Annotated in this window: 11 protein-coding genes; 4 read left to right on the forward strand and 7 right to left on the reverse strand. The window is 67.8% G+C overall.

Annotated elements, in window-relative coordinates:
* Window positions 1-252: 252 nt before the first annotated feature.
* Window positions 253-705 carry an inner membrane protein YidI gene (gene yidI / locus HL666_RS22165; RefSeq protein ID WP_172111362.1) on the reverse strand — a complete coding sequence of 151 codons (453 nt, stop codon included), beginning with the start codon at window positions 703-705 and terminating at the stop codon, window positions 253-255.
* An 821-nt stretch (window positions 706-1,526) separates the two neighbouring features.
* Between yidI and HL666_RS22170 the strand changes: the two genes are divergently transcribed.
* From HL666_RS22170 to HL666_RS22185, 4 genes are all read left to right on the forward strand, one after another.
* Window positions 1,527-2,768 carry an APC family permease gene (locus tag HL666_RS22170; RefSeq protein WP_172183603.1) on the forward strand — a complete coding sequence of 414 codons (1,242 nt, stop codon included), beginning with the start codon at window positions 1,527-1,529 and terminating at the stop codon, window positions 2,766-2,768.
* Window positions 2,769-2,802: 34 nt separating this feature from the next.
* A complete protein-coding gene (locus HL666_RS22175) occupies window positions 2,803-4,086 on the forward strand; it encodes an MgtC/SapB family protein (protein WP_172131163.1) in 1,284 nt (427 codons plus the stop codon).
* 163 nt (window positions 4,087-4,249) lie between these two features.
* A complete protein-coding gene (locus tag HL666_RS22180; RefSeq protein WP_172183605.1) occupies window positions 4,250-7,186 on the forward strand; it encodes a LodA/GoxA family CTQ-dependent oxidase in 2,937 nt (978 codons plus the stop codon).
* On the forward strand, window positions 7,183-8,286 hold the full coding sequence (locus HL666_RS22185; RefSeq protein ID WP_172183607.1) for an NAD(P)/FAD-dependent oxidoreductase: 1,104 nt from the start codon (window positions 7,183-7,185) through the stop codon (window positions 8,284-8,286). Before HL666_RS22180 ends, HL666_RS22185 begins: the two co-directional genes overlap by 4 nt.
* A 52-nt stretch (window positions 8,287-8,338) precedes the next feature.
* Here HL666_RS22185 and HL666_RS22190 read toward each other — a convergent pair whose 3' ends face one another.
* The 6 genes from HL666_RS22190 to HL666_RS22215 all read right to left on the reverse strand — a co-directional run bounded on the left by HL666_RS22190 (window position 8,339) and on the right by HL666_RS22215 (window position 15,644).
* Entirely contained in the window at window positions 8,339-10,303 is a 1,965-nt protein-coding gene (locus tag HL666_RS22190) for a putative bifunctional diguanylate cyclase/phosphodiesterase (protein WP_172183609.1), read from the reverse strand.
* 345 nt (window positions 10,304-10,648) lie between these two features.
* Window positions 10,649-10,945 carry a hypothetical protein gene (locus tag HL666_RS22195; protein ID WP_210262017.1) on the reverse strand — a complete coding sequence of 99 codons (297 nt, stop codon included), beginning with the start codon at window positions 10,943-10,945 and terminating at the stop codon, window positions 10,649-10,651.
* A 419-nt stretch (window positions 10,946-11,364) separates the two neighbouring features.
* The gene (locus tag HL666_RS22200) at window positions 11,365-11,922 is read right to left on the reverse strand and encodes an HNH endonuclease (protein ID WP_172111355.1); all 558 of its coding nucleotides are present in this window, start codon (window positions 11,920-11,922) and stop codon (window positions 11,365-11,367) included.
* A gap of 221 nt (window positions 11,923-12,143) precedes the next feature.
* Window positions 12,144-13,115 (reverse strand): peptidyl-alpha-hydroxyglycine alpha-amidating lyase family protein, encoded by a 972-nt coding sequence (locus HL666_RS22205; protein WP_172183613.1) that lies wholly within the window; start codon window positions 13,113-13,115, stop codon window positions 12,144-12,146.
* A gap of 30 nt (window positions 13,116-13,145) precedes the next feature.
* Window positions 13,146-14,918, reverse strand: a complete 1,773-nt coding sequence (locus tag HL666_RS22210; RefSeq protein WP_172111353.1) for a flavin-containing monooxygenase — start codon at window positions 14,916-14,918, stop codon at window positions 13,146-13,148.
* Between the two features lie 81 nt (window positions 14,919-14,999).
* A complete protein-coding gene (locus HL666_RS22215) occupies window positions 15,000-15,644 on the reverse strand; it encodes a DNA-3-methyladenine glycosylase family protein (protein ID WP_172111352.1) in 645 nt (214 codons plus the stop codon).
* Between the last annotated feature and the right edge of the window lie 8 nt (window positions 15,645-15,652).

Raw genomic sequence — 15,652 nt, forward strand, 5'->3', positions numbered from 1 at the left:
CACATCACGATGCCGTTGGCAATGTACAGGAAGCAATCGCTGCCTCGCTGTGGCACATAGGCCACGAATGGGTCATCCGTTTGTGGTGGTCTGCTTCTCTCCGTCATTGCGAGGAGCGCAGCGACGACGCAATCCAGAGTCCCGTCCACCATCCTGGACTGCTTCGCTGCGCTCGCAATGACGTTGAAAGATCTCGATCGACAAAAATCGCTTCGCCCGCGGCAAGCAGATGAGTGGACGCGCATCCCGCGATCAGAACAGCGAAAGGAAATCGCCGACGAAATAGATGATTGCCATCACGATCAGAACGCCCATCAGCACGAAGGAGAGCTGCACGGCGATCGCGCAGCCGCCCAACGTCGTCGCCATCGCCGCGATGTGACGCTCCTCGCGACGGAGCTGGCCGATCACGCCGAGGATGATCGCGAGCAGGCCGAGCGACACCGCGGCCAAGGGCAGTTGCTGGTGCAGCCGGTCGGTCCACGATCTCTCGCGCGCCGGCGCCTGGTAGTCGACGCCCTTGATGTGCGCCACCAGCCGGTCCTTGACGCGGTGTCCGACGTCGACGATGACCTTGTCGATCGGCGGCGGCGGATCGATCATCGGCAGCACCCAGTGCGGCAGGATCGCTGCAACGAGGGCGAGCAGTCCCACCAGGCTGCCGATCGAGCCGAGGCGGCGTGAACGCGCGATCGTCTCCGTCATTGCCGTCCGTCTCCCAGGCCGCCGCATGCGCCACCCGGCGACGCCGTCGCGACGGGAGCCACACCTGCTGGACCAAATGCCGGATCATCTGTCGGCCGTCGGCGAGATGTGGTTCAAATCGCCCCGCACAGGGGGCGATCGCAGGCTGCCCGTCGGGCAAATCGGTCGTACCGACACGCGCAATCCTTTGACGATGTCCAGCCGTGCCGCGAAAAATATTCTTGTTTCGTATTTTCGGAATTCATGCTTATCTCCTCGCCATCCCGCCTCATGCAGAGGGACGTACGCGTCGTCACGATACGTGGAGGTGGGGAGTGGTGGCCGGCGCGATGTCAGGCGCGTTTCGCGCAGACGACTGGCAGCGTGGCGGACGGTCAAGCCGTGTGGTCCTGGCGCCCCGAAGCTGGCGCCAAGTTCGCGATGACGTTCGTGCGTCGCAGCGGGTGACGGGGGCAAACAAGCCGGTCCCCGAGGAGAGCGCGGAGCAGCCGTTCCAACCATCGCGCAGGGAAGGCCGGGTCGTTTCCGGCTGGTCCTGTGGTTCCTGCCCCGTGCATTTTCTCCGCACGGGGGCCACGGGCCTCAGCCGAGGCTCGGTCTTCCCTGCACCCTCTCGATGTCGGAGAGGGGACATCATCAGCACAGCTCGGGCCAACCGCGCCGCGAGGCAGCAAACGCATGTCTCCGCGCGCGTCACGCCGACGGGCGACCGAACGCCGCAGCGCTGGGGGGCGCGAACGCGGTCCGGTTGACCGAGATCAAGAGAACTCGCGCTTGCTCGATTAAGCCCCTACAACATCCGTCGCTCGTCGTGATCAGGAATGGACGCCGTTGTGCCGCAAGATCCCATCGTGCCTCCGACCGGCCTGCGGCGGCGGCTCGGACTTCCATTGCTCGTCCTCTACGGTACGGGCGTCACGGTGGGCGCAGGCATCTATGTCCTGATCGGCGCCGTCGCTGGTCACGCCGGCGTCCATTCGTCGTGGGCCTTCGCGTTGGCAGCCACGGTGATGGCTTTCACGGCGGCCTCCTACGCCGAGCTCGCGACCCGCTATCCCGTCAGTGCCGGAGAAGCCGCCTATGTCCGTGCGGCGTTCGAGTCGCGGCTGCTCTCGACGGCCGTCGGCTCGCTGCGGCTGGCCACCGGCGTGATTGCCGCGGCCGCAGTGACGCTCGGCGGCGCCGGCTATATCCGGCAGCTGATCGATCTGCCGGTGCCATTCGTCGCCGTGGTGATCGTCGGGGCGCTCGGCGTCGTCGCCGCCTGGGGCATTCTCGAATCGGTGATGCTCGCGGGCCTGCTGACCTTGATCGAGACCGGCGGACTGCTGTGGATCATCGTCTCGGCCGTTCACTCCGGCGTGTCGTTCGGCCCGGCGCTGCTCGTGCCGCCGCCGCTCGATGTCGGCGTGCTCTCCGGCATCACCTTTGCCGGCCTGCTCGCCTTTTTCGCGTTCGTCGGCTTCGAGGATCTCGCCAACGTCGTCGAGGAGGCCAAGAGTCCGCAGCGGAACATTCCGTGGGCGATGGCGCTCACCTTGCTGATCACGTCGCTTCTCTACGTGCTGATCGCCGCGATTGCCGTCAGCGCCGTGCCGCCGGCCGTGCTCGCGGCCTCGCCGGCACCGCTCAGCCTGGTGTTCAACGCCGTGGCGCACATCAGTCCGGCAACATTCAACATGATCGCCATCGTGTCGACGATGAACACGGTTCTCGCCCAGATGACGATGACGGCGCGTGTCGTCTACGGCATGGCGGAGCAGGGCGACCTGCCGCGGATTGCGGGACGCGTCGATCGCCGCACCGAAACGCCGCTGATCGCGACCGGGCTCGTCATGCTGGCGGTTGCGGCGCTCGCGCTGAGCTTTCCGCTGGAGCGCCTGGCGGAGGGGACGTCGCTGGTCACGCTCACGATCTTCGCCGTCGTCAATCTGTGCCTGCTGCGGATCCGGGCCCGCAACGTCGCGTCGCCCACCGGGCATGTCCGGGTGCCGCTCTGGATCCCTGCCATCGGTCTCGTCACGTGCATGCTGATGATCATCAGCGCGTTCGTCGCACCATGACGGGACCTGGACACTGCAACAGTCGGTCTGACCAATGCCGGACGTCATGAGCCTGGCGCCGAGCCCCGAGATCATCGCGATCACCGTCGCACTCGGCATCGGCCTCCTGATCGGCCTGGAGCGCGAGCGCCGTAAGGGCGAGGGGCCTGGGCGCGGGCCCGCCGGGCTGAGGACCTTTGCCGCGGCATCGCTCGCGGGCGCCGTCAGCATGCTGGCCGGTGGCAGGACGCTGCTGGCGGTCGTCACCGCCGGGGTCATTGCCCTGGTGGCGATCGCATATCTGCGGTCCCGTAGCGACGATCCCGGACTAACATCGGAAACGGCGCTCGTCCTGACCGTTCTGCTCGGTGGCCTCGCCACCGAGCATGCGGCTCTGGCCGCAGGGGTCGCCGTCATCCTGGCGGTGCTGCTTGCCGCGCGACCGGTGCTGCACGATTTCGTCCGCTCGGTGCTCAGCGAAAGCGAGCTCAGGGACGGCCTGATCTTCGCCGCCGCCACCCTCGTGGTCCTGCCGCTGCTTCCCGATCGGCCGCTCGGTCCGTTCGGCACGCTCAATCCGCGTGCGATCTGGATGCTGGTCGTCCTCATGATGGCGATCGGCGCCGCCGGCCATGTCTCGATGCGGCTGCTCGGCGCCCGTGGCGGCCTCGCCGTCTCGGGCTTCGCATCGGGCTTCATTTCCAGCACGGCGACGATCGGCGCGATGGGCGCACGGGCGCGCACCACGCCGGAGCTGCGCGGGGCAGCCGCGGCCGGCGCGACGCTGTCGACCCTTGCGACCGTCATCCAACTCGCTGCGGTTCTCGCCGCAACGAGCCCCGCCGCGCTGCGGGCGCTGCTGGTCCCGCTGCTCTGCGCCGGTGCGGCCGCGGCGGCCTATGGAGCGATCTTCACCATCGCCGGCCTGCGTCAGGCGAGCAGCGCGGAGCTCGAGCCCGGACGCGCCTTCAGCCTGCCGGGCGCCGTGATGCTGGCCGCGACGATCTCCGCGGTGATGGTGATCTCCGCCGGCCTGCGCGAGATGTTCGGCGAAACCGGCCTCGTGCTCGGCGCAGCGGTCGCGGGCCTCGCCGACACGCATGCGCCTGCCGTGGCCGCGGCCACGCTCGCCGCTTCCGGCAAGATCGACGCCGCCGCAGCCGTGCTGCCGATCCTGGCCGCGCTGTCGATGAATACGATCAGCAAGATCGTCGTGGCATGGACCAGCGGCGGATCGTCGTTCGCGCTGCGGCTGGTTCCCGGACTTATTCTCGTCGTCGCCGCGGCGTGGGCCGGCGCGTTCGGCGTAGACGTCGCGCAACATTTTCTCACTCATTGAAGGAGCAACACGAGACGCGATCGATCATGCTCTCCCAAAAGCGCGGCGGTCCGACGCTTGACCGTCATTCCCGGCGCGACTAGGCTCGACAACCATTGGTTACATAAATTTTTAGATTCGCCTCAGCGCCGCGCGCCCTTCGCTCCTACCGGGAGATATTTCGATGACCGATGAGTTCTCGCCCAAGCCTCCATCCTGCTTCGACTGTGCCCATCAGGCGACCGAGCGCCTCGACGAGATGTTCGTCGGCATCGTTCAGGAGAAGCGCATCGCGCTCGGCCAGCGGCCGGCCGAGCGGCCGGTGTTCCGCAAACTGCATGGCGTTGCGCATGGGACCTTGGAGATGCGCGCCGACCTGCCGGCCGATCTCAAGGTCGGCATCTTCGCCCATCGCCGCCTGCCGGCCTGGGTCCGCTTCTCGAGTGATACGTCGCCGACCTCGCCGGACCTGCAGTCGACGCTCGGCATCGGCGTCAAGCTGTTCGGCGTCGCCGGAAGCGATGCGCTGGGGACCCACGGCGACACTGCCGACATCATCATGCAGAACTACCCGGTGTTCTTCGTCGACGACGTCGAGCAGATGTGTGAGTTCACCTACGCCGGCGTCGTCGCAGGCGACTATCCCGGCTATCTCGCCAAGCATCCGACAACCGCGAAGATTCTCGACGACATGGCCCGGGTCGAGGGCAGCGTGCTGACCACGACCTATTGGGCGATCCTGCCGTTCCGCTGCGGCGACCGGTTCGTGAAGTATCGTCTCGATCCCGAGACGCCGCCGGAGAACGTGCCGAACGACGCCGCCGACTATCTCGCCACCGACCTCGCGCTCAGGCTGTCGCAGCGTCCCTATCGTTTCCGCTTCATGGTGCAGCTGCGCACCAATCCGGCGACGATGCCGCTCGACCGGGCGACCGTCGACTGGCCGGAGAGCGAGAGTCCGTTCGTCGAGGTCGGCATCCTGGAGCTGCCCCGCCAGGACGTGAACGAGCGCGGCCAGCCGGAGTATGGCCAAGGTCTCGCCTACAACATCTGGCGCGTTCCGGAGGTGAATGCGCCGGCCAAGGAGTCGACGATCGCCGCGGCGCGCAAGGTGGTCTATGCGTCGAGCGCGGATGTGCGTCATAGTGCGAACGGCCAGCCGCTGCAGGACCCGACAGCACCGCGCCCGGCGGCAGAGCCCAAAGCCGAGCCCGATCATTGCATCGTCAAGGCGGTGATCTATCCCTCGATCGGCATCGCCCGCGTCGGCACCAGCCCCCACGACTACTTCATCGGCCCCGAGGTGCCCGATCCGCCGCCGGCGCCCAAAGGCTTCTATCGCGATGCCCAAGGCGCGCTGAAGCGCCAGGCGGCGCGCTTTCGCATCTATGGCGTCAATGCGCGCGGCGTGATCGTCAAGGAGCTCACCGCGGACGATGCCAAGATCACCTGGTCGGTCGAGCTCGCGAACACCAAGGCGGCGTGGTATGGCTTCGAGCTCGCGCTCGACATTCCCGAGGCGGCCTCCGCGCCGCCGACGGTGCTGCGCAACGCCGCCGTCGCCGACCGCACGCGCCTTTCGATCAAGCCTGGCCGGCGCGCGGTGTCCGGGGCGAATGCCCCGCCGCAACAATTCGACAGCGGCGAGTTCATGGGCAAGCGCGTCTATCTCGGCGAGGTCTTCACCGATGCGCAGGGACGGCTGCTCGTGCTCGGCGGTCATGGTCATTCGGCATCGTTCGACCACTCCCGCGCCATCACCTTCGCCAACAATGAAGGCTGGCACGACGACGTTTCCGACGGCCCCGTGACGGCGCGCGTCGAGCTCGATGGTGCGCCGCTCGACGTGGTGCCGGCCTGGGTCGTCGTGGCGCCGCCGAATTATGGACCGCAGCAGAAATCGGTGCGCACGCTGTGGGACCTGATGCGCGACGTCGCCATTGCTGCCGGTCAGCTGCCGCGCCCGGCACGACCATCCTTCAGCTTCGACATCCTGCCGATCTTCCAGCGCCTCAACGGCCTGCAATGGGTGAATGCAGGCTTCGCCGCCGGCTTCGGCTGGCGCAGCGCGTTCGACTTCGCGAGCCCGGACTGGATCGCACGGCTCGGCGACGGCAGTGCGGCGAATGCCGAGCTGCGCAAGGTGATCGCCAATCAGTTCCGCAACGACAAGATCGATTCCTGGTCGCCGGTGCCGTGGCCGTGGCTGTATGGCGACGCCATGAACATCCCGCCGGCGCAGACGCCGCTGCAGCACGCCTCTCTCAGCAACACGCAGCTGATGATGTTGCAGCAATGGGCGGCGGGGGATTTCGATCCCGACTATGATCCGGCGCGCAAGGCCCCGGCGACGATCGAGGAGGTGCCGGTCGCGGCGCAAGGCGAGACGCTGACGCGCGCCGCGCTCGAATTCTGCCTGGCCGATGCGTTCCATCCCGGCTGCGAGATGACGTGGCCGGTGCGAGCCGCGACGATGTATCTCGAACCGTTTCGATTCCTGCACGCGCCTGAGGGTTGGATCGAGCCGGGCCTCGGCGAGGTACTGACCAGCGACGGCGTCACCATTCCGAACGGGCCGCTCTATGGCCAATTGCCGGGCAGCATCACGCGTTGGATGGCCGTGCCGTGGCAGACCGACACCGCGAGCTGCCGCTCCGGCTACGACAAGAGCTACGATCCCTATGTGCCGAGCTTCTGGCCGGCGCGGGTGCCGAACCAGGTTCTCACCAAGGAGAACTACGCCATCGTGATGGACACCGGGAAGCCGATGCAGGAGCGGCTCGCCGCCTTCGCCAACCGCGCCGCCTGGATCGCACCGCTGGGAACGACGAGCTACACCGACCAGATCAACAACATGATCCACGGCTTCGATCATCTCGGCGTCGTCGAGGTGCGCAAGGGTCCCGGCGATGCGGCGTTCCCGGCCATGATCGAGGTCGAGGATCAGCACGAGCCGATCAAGGACGCGACCGATACGCCGCAGGCGCAGAAGAAGCTGCGCGCCGCGGGGACGCGGGTGTCGAGCCAGCGCGGCACGCCGGCGGTGTTCGTCGATGTCGACCTGACGCAGATCGAGAAGGTGCGGCGCTTCCCGGGAGGTCTCGGACGTCGAACGGAATGATCGAGGCCGATGTCGTCGTCGTCGGTTGCGGCCCCGCCGGGGCGACGACGGCGCTCAATCTGGCGCCGTTCCGCCGCGTGCTGGTGCTGGAGCGCAACGCGGCGCCCGCCCCGCGCATCGGCGAGTCCGTGCCCGGCGCGATCCGCCGCCTGCTGGCGGACATGGGGCTGTGGGACGCCTTCGCCGCCGATCGCCATGCGCCCTGCTACGTCCGCCGCAGCGTGTGGGGCGGCGCCGCGGCCGACGAGCAGGATTCGATCCGCGATCCCCTCGGCCATGGCTGGCATCTCGATCGCGTCCGCTTCGAAACGATGCTGCGCACCGCTGCGACGGCCCGCGGCGCCGCCGTGCTGTCGCCGGCGCACCCGATCGGCGTCGCGTGGGAGCATGGCGCATGGCAGCTGCGCGTCGCCCATCGCGACCAGCGCCTGCTGGTGAGGGCGCCGCTTCTGATCGATGCCGGCGGCCGGAGCTCGACCCTGCTGCGGCCGTTCGGCGGCCGGCGCAACGCCGGCGACAAGCTGCTGTGCGGCTGGGTTCAGGGGACCGCACGACGGGCCGCCGACGCCGGCGTGACCTTCACGGCCGCGGAGCCCGAGGGCTGGTGGTACACCGCGCCGCTGCCCGGCGACCGCCGCGTGCTCGCGTTCCATACCGATGCCGACCTTGGCGCGGCGTCCGACACCCGCAGCGCCACGGCGCTGCTGGCGCGCGCCGCAAGGCTGCCGGAGCTCGGCGCCGTTCTCGCCGCCAGCGGCTTCGCGCCTGACGCGTCATCGGGCGTCTGCGCCGCGCACAGCGCCGCGCTTGCGCCGCCGGCCGGAGAGGGCTGGCTCGCGGCCGGAGACGCCGCGCTTGCCTTCGATCCGTTGTCGTCGCAGGGCCTGTTCCATGCGCTCTACACCGGCCTTGCCGCGGCCGAGGCGGCCCATCGCCACCTCGATGGCGATGCCGCGGCGCTGCCGGAGTACGCGACCGGCCTGGCTGCGATCCGGCAAGCCTATGACGATCACCTCGTGGCCTGGTACGGCCAGGAGCGCCGCTTCACTGCGCAGCCATTCTGGCGCCGGCGGCATAATGAGGACCGCCGCGATGCCTGAGGCGATGCGGGTGAAGCGCGGTACGCCGACGACGGCGAGCGTGCGATCGCGGCTACGCGCTGCGCGCCACGATGGGAGCGACCGCCGGCGGAGCAGCGCCGCGATGCCGGACGAGCCAGGCGATCGCGTCGTCCTCCTTCATCGGCTTGCCGTAGAGCCACCCCTGGCCGTAGGAGCAGCCGAGCATGCGCAGGCACTCCGCATCCGCCTCGCGCTCGACGCCCTCGGCGATGATGCGATGGCCGAGCGGCAGCGCCACGGCGGTGATGGCGGCGACGAGTTGCTGATCCCTGCGATTGCCGGCGATGCCGTCGATGAAGGAGCGGTCGATCTTGATGGTGTCGATCTCGACCGCCATCAGGTTGGCAATCGAGGAATGGCCGACGCCGAAATCGTCGATCGCGAGCGCGAAGCCGTGCTCGTCGATCAGCTTGAGTTCATCGGCGCAGCGCTTGGGATCGAACATCGCCTCCTCGGTGACCTCGATCTCGATCCGCCTGGGATCGACGCCGTAGCGCTCGGTCACGAGCTTGAGCGTCTGGGCCGGCGAGTGGATCGGAAACTCGCGCGGCGAGACGTTGATCGAGACCCGGATGGCTTGCGCCTTCTTGCGGTCGAGCGCCCGCAGGAACGCGCAGACGCGCTCGCCGACGAATTCCGTGAGCTGGCCGGACAGGCGCAGCCGGATCGCGGCGGAGACGATGTCGGGCGGTGGAATGAGGCCGGCGGTCGGGTGCTTCCAGCGCAGCAGCGCCTCGAAGCCGATGACCTCCTGGGTCGCCATCGCGACCTGCGGCTGGAATTCGACATGGAGCTCGCGCCGCGCCAGCGCCGCCGGCAGCTCCGCGTCGAGGCGGCGTTGCAGCGTGAGCGCGCACTGCATCTTTGCGTCGAACACCCGCATGCAGGCGCGGCCGTCGTCCTTGGCGCGGTACAGCGCAGCGTCCGCCCGGGCCGAAAGCTCCTCCAGGTCGATGGCGCCCTCCGCCTGCGTGGCGATGCCGATCGAGCAACTCACGGCCAGTGGCTGGCCGGCGATCATCACCGGCCGCAGCAGCGCCTGCATCAGCCGCTCGCCGAGGGCAACGGCTCGATTGGCCACATCCTCACCCTGCAGCACCACGATGAACTCGTCACCGCCGAGGCGGACCGGGAGATCGTCCCCGCTGCAGGCCGAGCGCAGCAGCGCGGCCACGGTCTGCAGCACGCGGTCGCCGGCATCATGGCCGCGGGTATCGTTGATGATCTTGAAGTTGTCGACGTCGAACAGAAGGAAGGCCACGCCGCGCCCCGCAGCGCAGGCGGCACCGGCCACGGAGCGGAAGTGGCTGCGATTGGCCAGGCCGGTCAGCGAGTCGATGCTCACGAGGCGTTCGAGCGTGTGGTTGGCCGCGGCCAGCGATTCGGCCAGCTCGGTGGCCGCGATCGTCGTGCTCTGGCTGGCGATGAAGTTGCGTTCGCCGAGCCGCGCCGCGCGGAACAGCATGACGGTGAGGAACGCGATGTCGGCGGCGACGATATAGCCGACGTCGCCGCCGGAGAGCAGCATCCGCAGGATCGTGGCGCCCATCAACGGCGCGCCGAAGGCGATCGCCATCGGCGAATAGGCCAGGCTCTGGATGATCGCGCCGGTCGTGGTGCCGGCCATGATGAAGACGACGTCGTTGACGTTGTGCGCATGCGTGAAGACCGGCAGGCCGAGCGGGACCACCGACCAGAGCAATCCGCTGACGAACGCCATGATCGTCAGGCCGCGAAGCACGCGATGCGGATGTCGCTCGATCTTTCCCGACGATTTCAGGTGCGAGACCCATGCGGCGCGCAGCACGGCAAAGGCCACGGCCGCGGCCAGCCACCACAGGATCGGCGCGCTGCCCTCCCGCAGATAGATCAGCAGCGCCAGCGACACCGCGATGGCGACGTTGGCAAACAGGGTCAGGGCGATGTTCTGCAGCGAGCTGGCGGCCTGGGCTTTCGCGAGCGCCGCCGCCTTGGGGTCGGTGGGAGCGGTCTGCATGCGCGAAACGGATGGCCCTGCTGGATCGGTCACGGAAGAAGGCAGCTCTGGTGGCGGCCATGCGGCAGCGCAGGAGCATGTTGGACGGAGGCCTAAGGTGGAGTTAATCCGTCAAATAATACCGTACTGCCATCGCCTTGTTGGCCGTCCAGGCGGCCGGAGTGGGGACGGTGCGGGCCTTCGTGGCCGCACCGTTTGGCGCGATCCGATCGTTCTCGCCGAAGGCAAGACAGCCGCGGTCGCACTCCGCCGTGCTCCGGCAAGGCCGGGCGGCGGAGTGCGTCGAGGTGGTGTTGCGTCACAGGCCTGCGATCGGTCGCTCGACGCCGCCCGTGGCGGGCTCAGCTACTTGGCGCGCAGTGAGCTCGGACCCGTCGTGTTCTTCAAACCGCAGAGCGGGTCGTTGTTGTTGGGGCACTCGATCTTGATCGGGGTCTTGCAGACCGTTTCTCCATTGCCGCCTCTCGCGTCCTTGAATGCGCAGACCTGCCCTTTCGGGCATGGCGGGTTGCAGCCTTCAGCCGCCCTCGCTGCCGTCGAAGCCGACGCGGCCCCGGCGACGAGGGCCGCGAGCGTGAAAGCGGTGACCGGATTCCGGATCAATGCCGGGACCCGACAGTTCATCTTGGCCAAAAGCTTCATATCCATATCCTTCTCCTGTACCCGTTTGATCGATGGCGTGATGTTCGGCGTGCCCGGTCGAACGCACCGTTTGGCGCCGTGATCATCGGTCGGACTGGAAACGAGCGGCGTTCGAGCCGGACAACCGAAAGTCGAACCGGGCCTCCTGCTTGCGTGATCCTCGTCACTCAGAGGAACGTGCAGACGAGGCGGGCCAGCGGCACTTGTCCGGGGCTGGCGAACATCGATGTGCGTGCGAGCGTAACCGCCCCAGCCGAACGCTCTTGCGGCCGCCTGCGGACTCGCATGGCGCGGGTTCGTGCGGCGGCGCTGGTCGAATCGCACGGATGGCTACGTCGCGCGCCACGCGAAGCCGCCGCGCGCTGACTGATGCAGCGGTGGTCAAGCCACGTGCACCGAACAGCCGTACCGGCCCGTTGCTACGGATCCAGCTCGGTGTCCCAGTAGAGATAGTCGAGCCAGCTCTCGTGCAGATAGTTCGGCGGGAACAGGCGGCCGTTGCGGTGGAGCTGATGGACCGTCGGCGCGTAGGGCGCCTGCTTGGGAAACATCTTGGCCTGCTGCGGCGTCAGGTTGCCCTTTTTCAGATTACAGGGCGAGCAGGCGGCGACGACGTTCTCCCAGGTGGTCTGGCCACCCTTGCTGCGCGGAATGACGTGATCGAAGGTGAGGTCGTCGCCGGAGTGGCAGTACTGGCAGGCGAAGCGGTCGCGCAGGAAGACGTTGAAGCGGGTGAAGGCCGGATGGGTCGTCGGCTTCACGAAGGATTTCAGCGACACCACACTGGGCAGCTGGATTTCGAAGGAGGGACTTCGGATCGCCCTGTCGTAGTACTCGACGATGTTGACGCGATCGAGGAACACCGCCTTGATCGCGTCCTGCCAGGACCAAAGCGACAGCGGATAGTAGCTCAGCGGCCGGAAGTCCGCGTTCAGCACCAACACCGGCCAACCGCCTTGTGAGACATGTGCGTTCAAGTAACGCTCCTGGCCTCCATATACGGCTGCAAAGCAGCATGCCCTGACATACTACATGCAGCGTGACGGGATTGTGAAGCCCCAAGAATGGCTTGGGCCCCTCTTGTCCACGTTTCGAGCCTGCGCCCAAAGCACGTCGGATGCAAGGCAATAGCGTGGATATCTGCGGTGCAACTCGCTCGCAAATCCGGCGTCGTTCTCCCCACGGTTTCCCGGTGCCGTCAGGTGGCCACCCGCTCCAGCTTCTGCAAGCAGCGGTGGGTATTGACCTCTGCCGGCATGGCTTGGCCGGGAAAGCTCGTGCTCCAATTGGTGACGCCGACCTCGCCGACATAGATGTCGCCACGGCTGTCGATGGCGAGGCCATGCGGCGCCAGGAAACGCCCCGTTTCCAGGCCCGGCCCGTGCTCGCCGCCGAGCCGCGCCAGCCGCCTGCCGGCGTCGGTGATGGTCAGCCGCGGCCCGAGATTGGGCACGTTGAGATTGACGGGCATGCCGGGACCGAGCTCGCCGATGATGAAGGTCTTGCGCTTCGCTCCGCAGGCGCACAATGCGCAGGGCCGGTGCAGATTGTTCCACTGCGTTTCGTAGCGGCCGTTGCCATCGAAGATCTGGATGCGGTGATTCTCGCGGTCGGCGACGTAAACGAAGCCGTCCGCGTCGGTCGCGATGTTGTGAACGATGTTGAACTGGCCGGGATCGGAGCCCGGCTCGCCCCAGCTGCGCAGCAGCTTGCCCTCGGGCGTGTATTTGTGAACCCGCGCATTGCCGTAACCATCGGAGACGTAGATCTCGCCCGACGGCGACAGCGCGGTATGGGTGCAGCGGTTGAACGGCTCGCCGCTCATGAACGGGCTGGGGCGCTCGGGCAGGCCGATGGTCAGCAGCACCTTGCCGTCAGCAGTGCATTTGCGCACGGTGTGATCGCCGTCATCGGTGCAGTAGAGATTGTCGTCCGCATCGATCGACAGGCCATGGGCGCGGCTGAACAGGCCCTCGCCCCAGCTTCGCAGGAAATTGCCGTCGCGATCGAACACGATCATCGGATGGGCGCCGCGGTTGAAGGCGTAGACGCGGTCGCGGCTGTCGACGGCAACCGAGGCGACGTCGGTCAGCGCAAAACCCTCGGGCAGCTTTGCCCAGTTCTTGACGACGCGATAGGTGTAGTCGCCGGTGCCGAGGGTAGCGGACATGCCATGGTCTCCGTGATCCAAGGTGGCCATTCAGCCCGATACGCCGGCCGGCAGCAAGCCCTCCTCGATCGCCTTGATCTGCAGCGCGAGATATCTGGAGTTGATGCGGCACTGCGCGAGGCTGCCGGCGATGAAGTACAGCCCTGGCTGCGGCGTACGCGTGTACATGTTGCGCAGTTCCTGGCCGCGACCAAAGCCCCAGATCGGACCGATCAGGTCGGCGACCGCCTCGCCGTACAGCCGGCGCACCAGCTCCTCCTGCGGCTTGTAGCCGGTGGCGAGCACGATCAGGTCGGCCGCCAGTTTGCGTCCATCCTTCAGCTCCGCACCCTCGGCGCCGAAGCGCGCGATCGCATCGAACTGGATGAGCTTGACCGCGCCGCTGACCAGGAGGTCGGAGCAGCCGACGTTGAAGTAATAGCCGCCGCCGCGGGTGAGATATTTGAACTGCCAGCCGGTGCCGTCCTCGCCGAAATCGAGCTTGAAGCCGATCCGTGCGAGGCCGTCGAGCAGCGCGTGGTCGAGCTGCTTCGACTGTTCCGTCAGCATCTGGTGGCTGCGCCGGCCGAGCGCCAACGGCATCGATGCCGCGATCAGGTCGTTATCCTCGAGCGTGCCGTCATTGTAGGCGGCATAAGCGAGCTGCGCCGAAGGCTCGATGTTGGTGACCAGCGTCGGCGCCCGCTGCACCATGGTGACCTCGGCGCCGGCGGCTTGGAGATCCTGCGCGATGTCGTGGCCGGAATTGCCGGTGCCGATCACCAGCGCGTGTTTGCCGGCCCACGGCTCGCCGTCGCCATACTGGCTGGAATGCAGCAGCGTGCCCTTGTAGTCGGCGAGGCCCGGCAGCTCCGGCCGGTTGGGAATGCCGCTCACACCGGTCGCCATGACGATGTGAGCAGGCTGCATGACGCGTTGGCTGCCGTCTGCACGGCGCAGCGTCACGCGCCAGCGCCGCGCCGCCTCGTCATAGGTGCCGCCTTCGAATTCCGTGGCGGTCCAGATGTTCAGCTCCAGCGCCTCGGCATAAGCCTCGAACCAGTTGGCGAGCTTGTCCTTGGGGATGTAGACCGGCCAGCTCGGCGGAAACGGCATGTAGGGCATGTGATTGACCTGCACCTGGTTGTGCAGGGTCAGCGCGTGATAGCGCTTGCGCCAGTTGTCGCCGATCCGGGCCTCGCGATCGACCACCAGCGTGTCGATCTGCAGCATCGTCAGCCGCGCGGCGATGGCGAGCCCGGCCTGTCCCGCGCCGATCACCAGCACGGCGGGATCGCGATCGGCATAGGCGCGCGCGGCCTCGCGCTGGTCGAGCCAGTTCGGCCCGCGGAAGTCGCGCGAATAGGATTGGCCGCGCGGCCGGTGAGCGCCGATCGGCTCCTCGAACCCCTTGAGTTCGTCGAGCGCCGTCAGCAGCGTCCAGGCCTTCGGGCGCTGGCCATCGGCGGCATCCGGGATCAGCCGGACGATGCCGAAGCCACGGCCCTGGGTGGTCTCGAATTGAAGGATCGCCTCGATGCTGTCGGTGCCGGCGCGCGTCACACGGCGCGGGGCGGCGCGTCCCGCCGCGATGGCGAAGGCACGCGGCGCGGCCGCGCGCGCATCGGCCGGCAGCTCGCGCAGGATCGCCTCGCGCCCATTGAGCGTCTTGATGCGCCAGCTCAGCGCCAGCACGTCGCGCCAATAGCTGTCGGCCTGGAACAGACTTGTGAGATCGCCGGCGTCGGGCGCTGCGAGCGCCTGTGCGAACGCGGCGAGCCAGCTCTCGACGGTCGCCGTGAGGTCGTGCGTCCGGTCGAGCATGCGTATCCTCCCGGCCGTCATGTCCGTGCGGCCCCGACGTTTGCCGAGCGTAACCCGGGACCGAGGCGGGCGGATAGGGTTCTATCCGACGACGCCCTCACGCTGCTTGATCACGCGGTAGTAGCTCCACCACAAATGCGCCGCCGCGCCGCGCAGCGGCCGCCAGCCTTCCGCGAGCGGCATCATCTGCTTCGCGGTCGGACGGGTGGCCAGGCCGAGCCCGACCTTCACCGCCTCCTGCACCGCCAGGTCGCCCGCCGGCCAGGCATCGCCATGGCCGAGACAGAACAGCAGATAGACGTCTGCGGTCCACGGGCCGATGCCGGGAAGGGCGGTCAGGGTCGCGTGCGCCGCGTCGGCGTCCTCATTGGCGAGCACGTCGAAGTTCAGCCGCGCCGCGCCGAGCTCGCGCGCGATGTGCTTCAGTGTCTTGATCTTGGCGGCCGACAGCCCGAGCCGCCCCAGCCGGTCGGCGCGGGCGCGGCGGATCGCATCCGCGTCGAACGGATCGAACGCCGCCTGCACCCGTCCCCAGATTGCCGCCGCGCTGGCAGTCGACAGTTGCTGGCCACAGACGATGTGCGCGAGGCCGGCAAACCCCGGCTCCCGCCGCCGCAGCGCCGGCATGCCGGTGACCTGCAGAATCGGCGCGAGGCGGGTGTCCTGTCTGACGAGGTCTCGGATCGCGTCCTCGAGGATGTCCTGGCTGTCGAGATGAAGGGTCATCGGGCTGT

Source organism: Bradyrhizobium aeschynomenes (assembly GCF_013178945.1).
GTDB lineage: Bacteria > Pseudomonadota > Alphaproteobacteria > Rhizobiales > Xanthobacteraceae > Bradyrhizobium > Bradyrhizobium aeschynomenes.

Bases quoted from the DNA above. Each gene is read 5' to 3' on its own strand.
- yidI (WP_172111362.1), bottom strand. From the start codon at position 705: ATGACGGAGACGATCGCGCGTTCACGCCGCCTCGGCTCGATCGGCAGC.
- HL666_RS22170 (WP_172183603.1), top strand. From the start codon at position 1,527: ATGGACGCCGTTGTGCCGCAAGATCCCATCGTGCCTCCGACCGGCCTG.
- HL666_RS22175 (WP_172131163.1), top strand. From the start codon at position 2,803: ATGCCGGACGTCATGAGCCTGGCGCCGAGCCCCGAGATCATCGCGATC.
- HL666_RS22180 (WP_172183605.1), top strand. From the start codon at position 4,250: ATGACCGATGAGTTCTCGCCCAAGCCTCCATCCTGCTTCGACTGTGCC.
- HL666_RS22185 (WP_172183607.1), top strand. From the start codon at position 7,183: ATGATCGAGGCCGATGTCGTCGTCGTCGGTTGCGGCCCCGCCGGGGCG.
- HL666_RS22190 (WP_172183609.1), bottom strand. From the start codon at position 10,303: ATGCAGACCGCTCCCACCGACCCCAAGGCGGCGGCGCTCGCGAAAGCC.
- HL666_RS22195 (WP_210262017.1), bottom strand. From the start codon at position 10,945: ATGAAGCTTTTGGCCAAGATGAACTGTCGGGTCCCGGCATTGATCCGG.
- HL666_RS22205 (WP_172183613.1), bottom strand. From the start codon at position 13,115: ATGTCCGCTACCCTCGGCACCGGCGACTACACCTATCGCGTCGTCAAG.
- HL666_RS22210 (WP_172111353.1), bottom strand. From the start codon at position 14,918: ATGCTCGACCGGACGCACGACCTCACGGCGACCGTCGAGAGCTGGCTC.
- HL666_RS22215 (WP_172111352.1), bottom strand. From the start codon at position 15,644: ATGACCCTTCATCTCGACAGCCAGGACATCCTCGAGGACGCGATCCGA.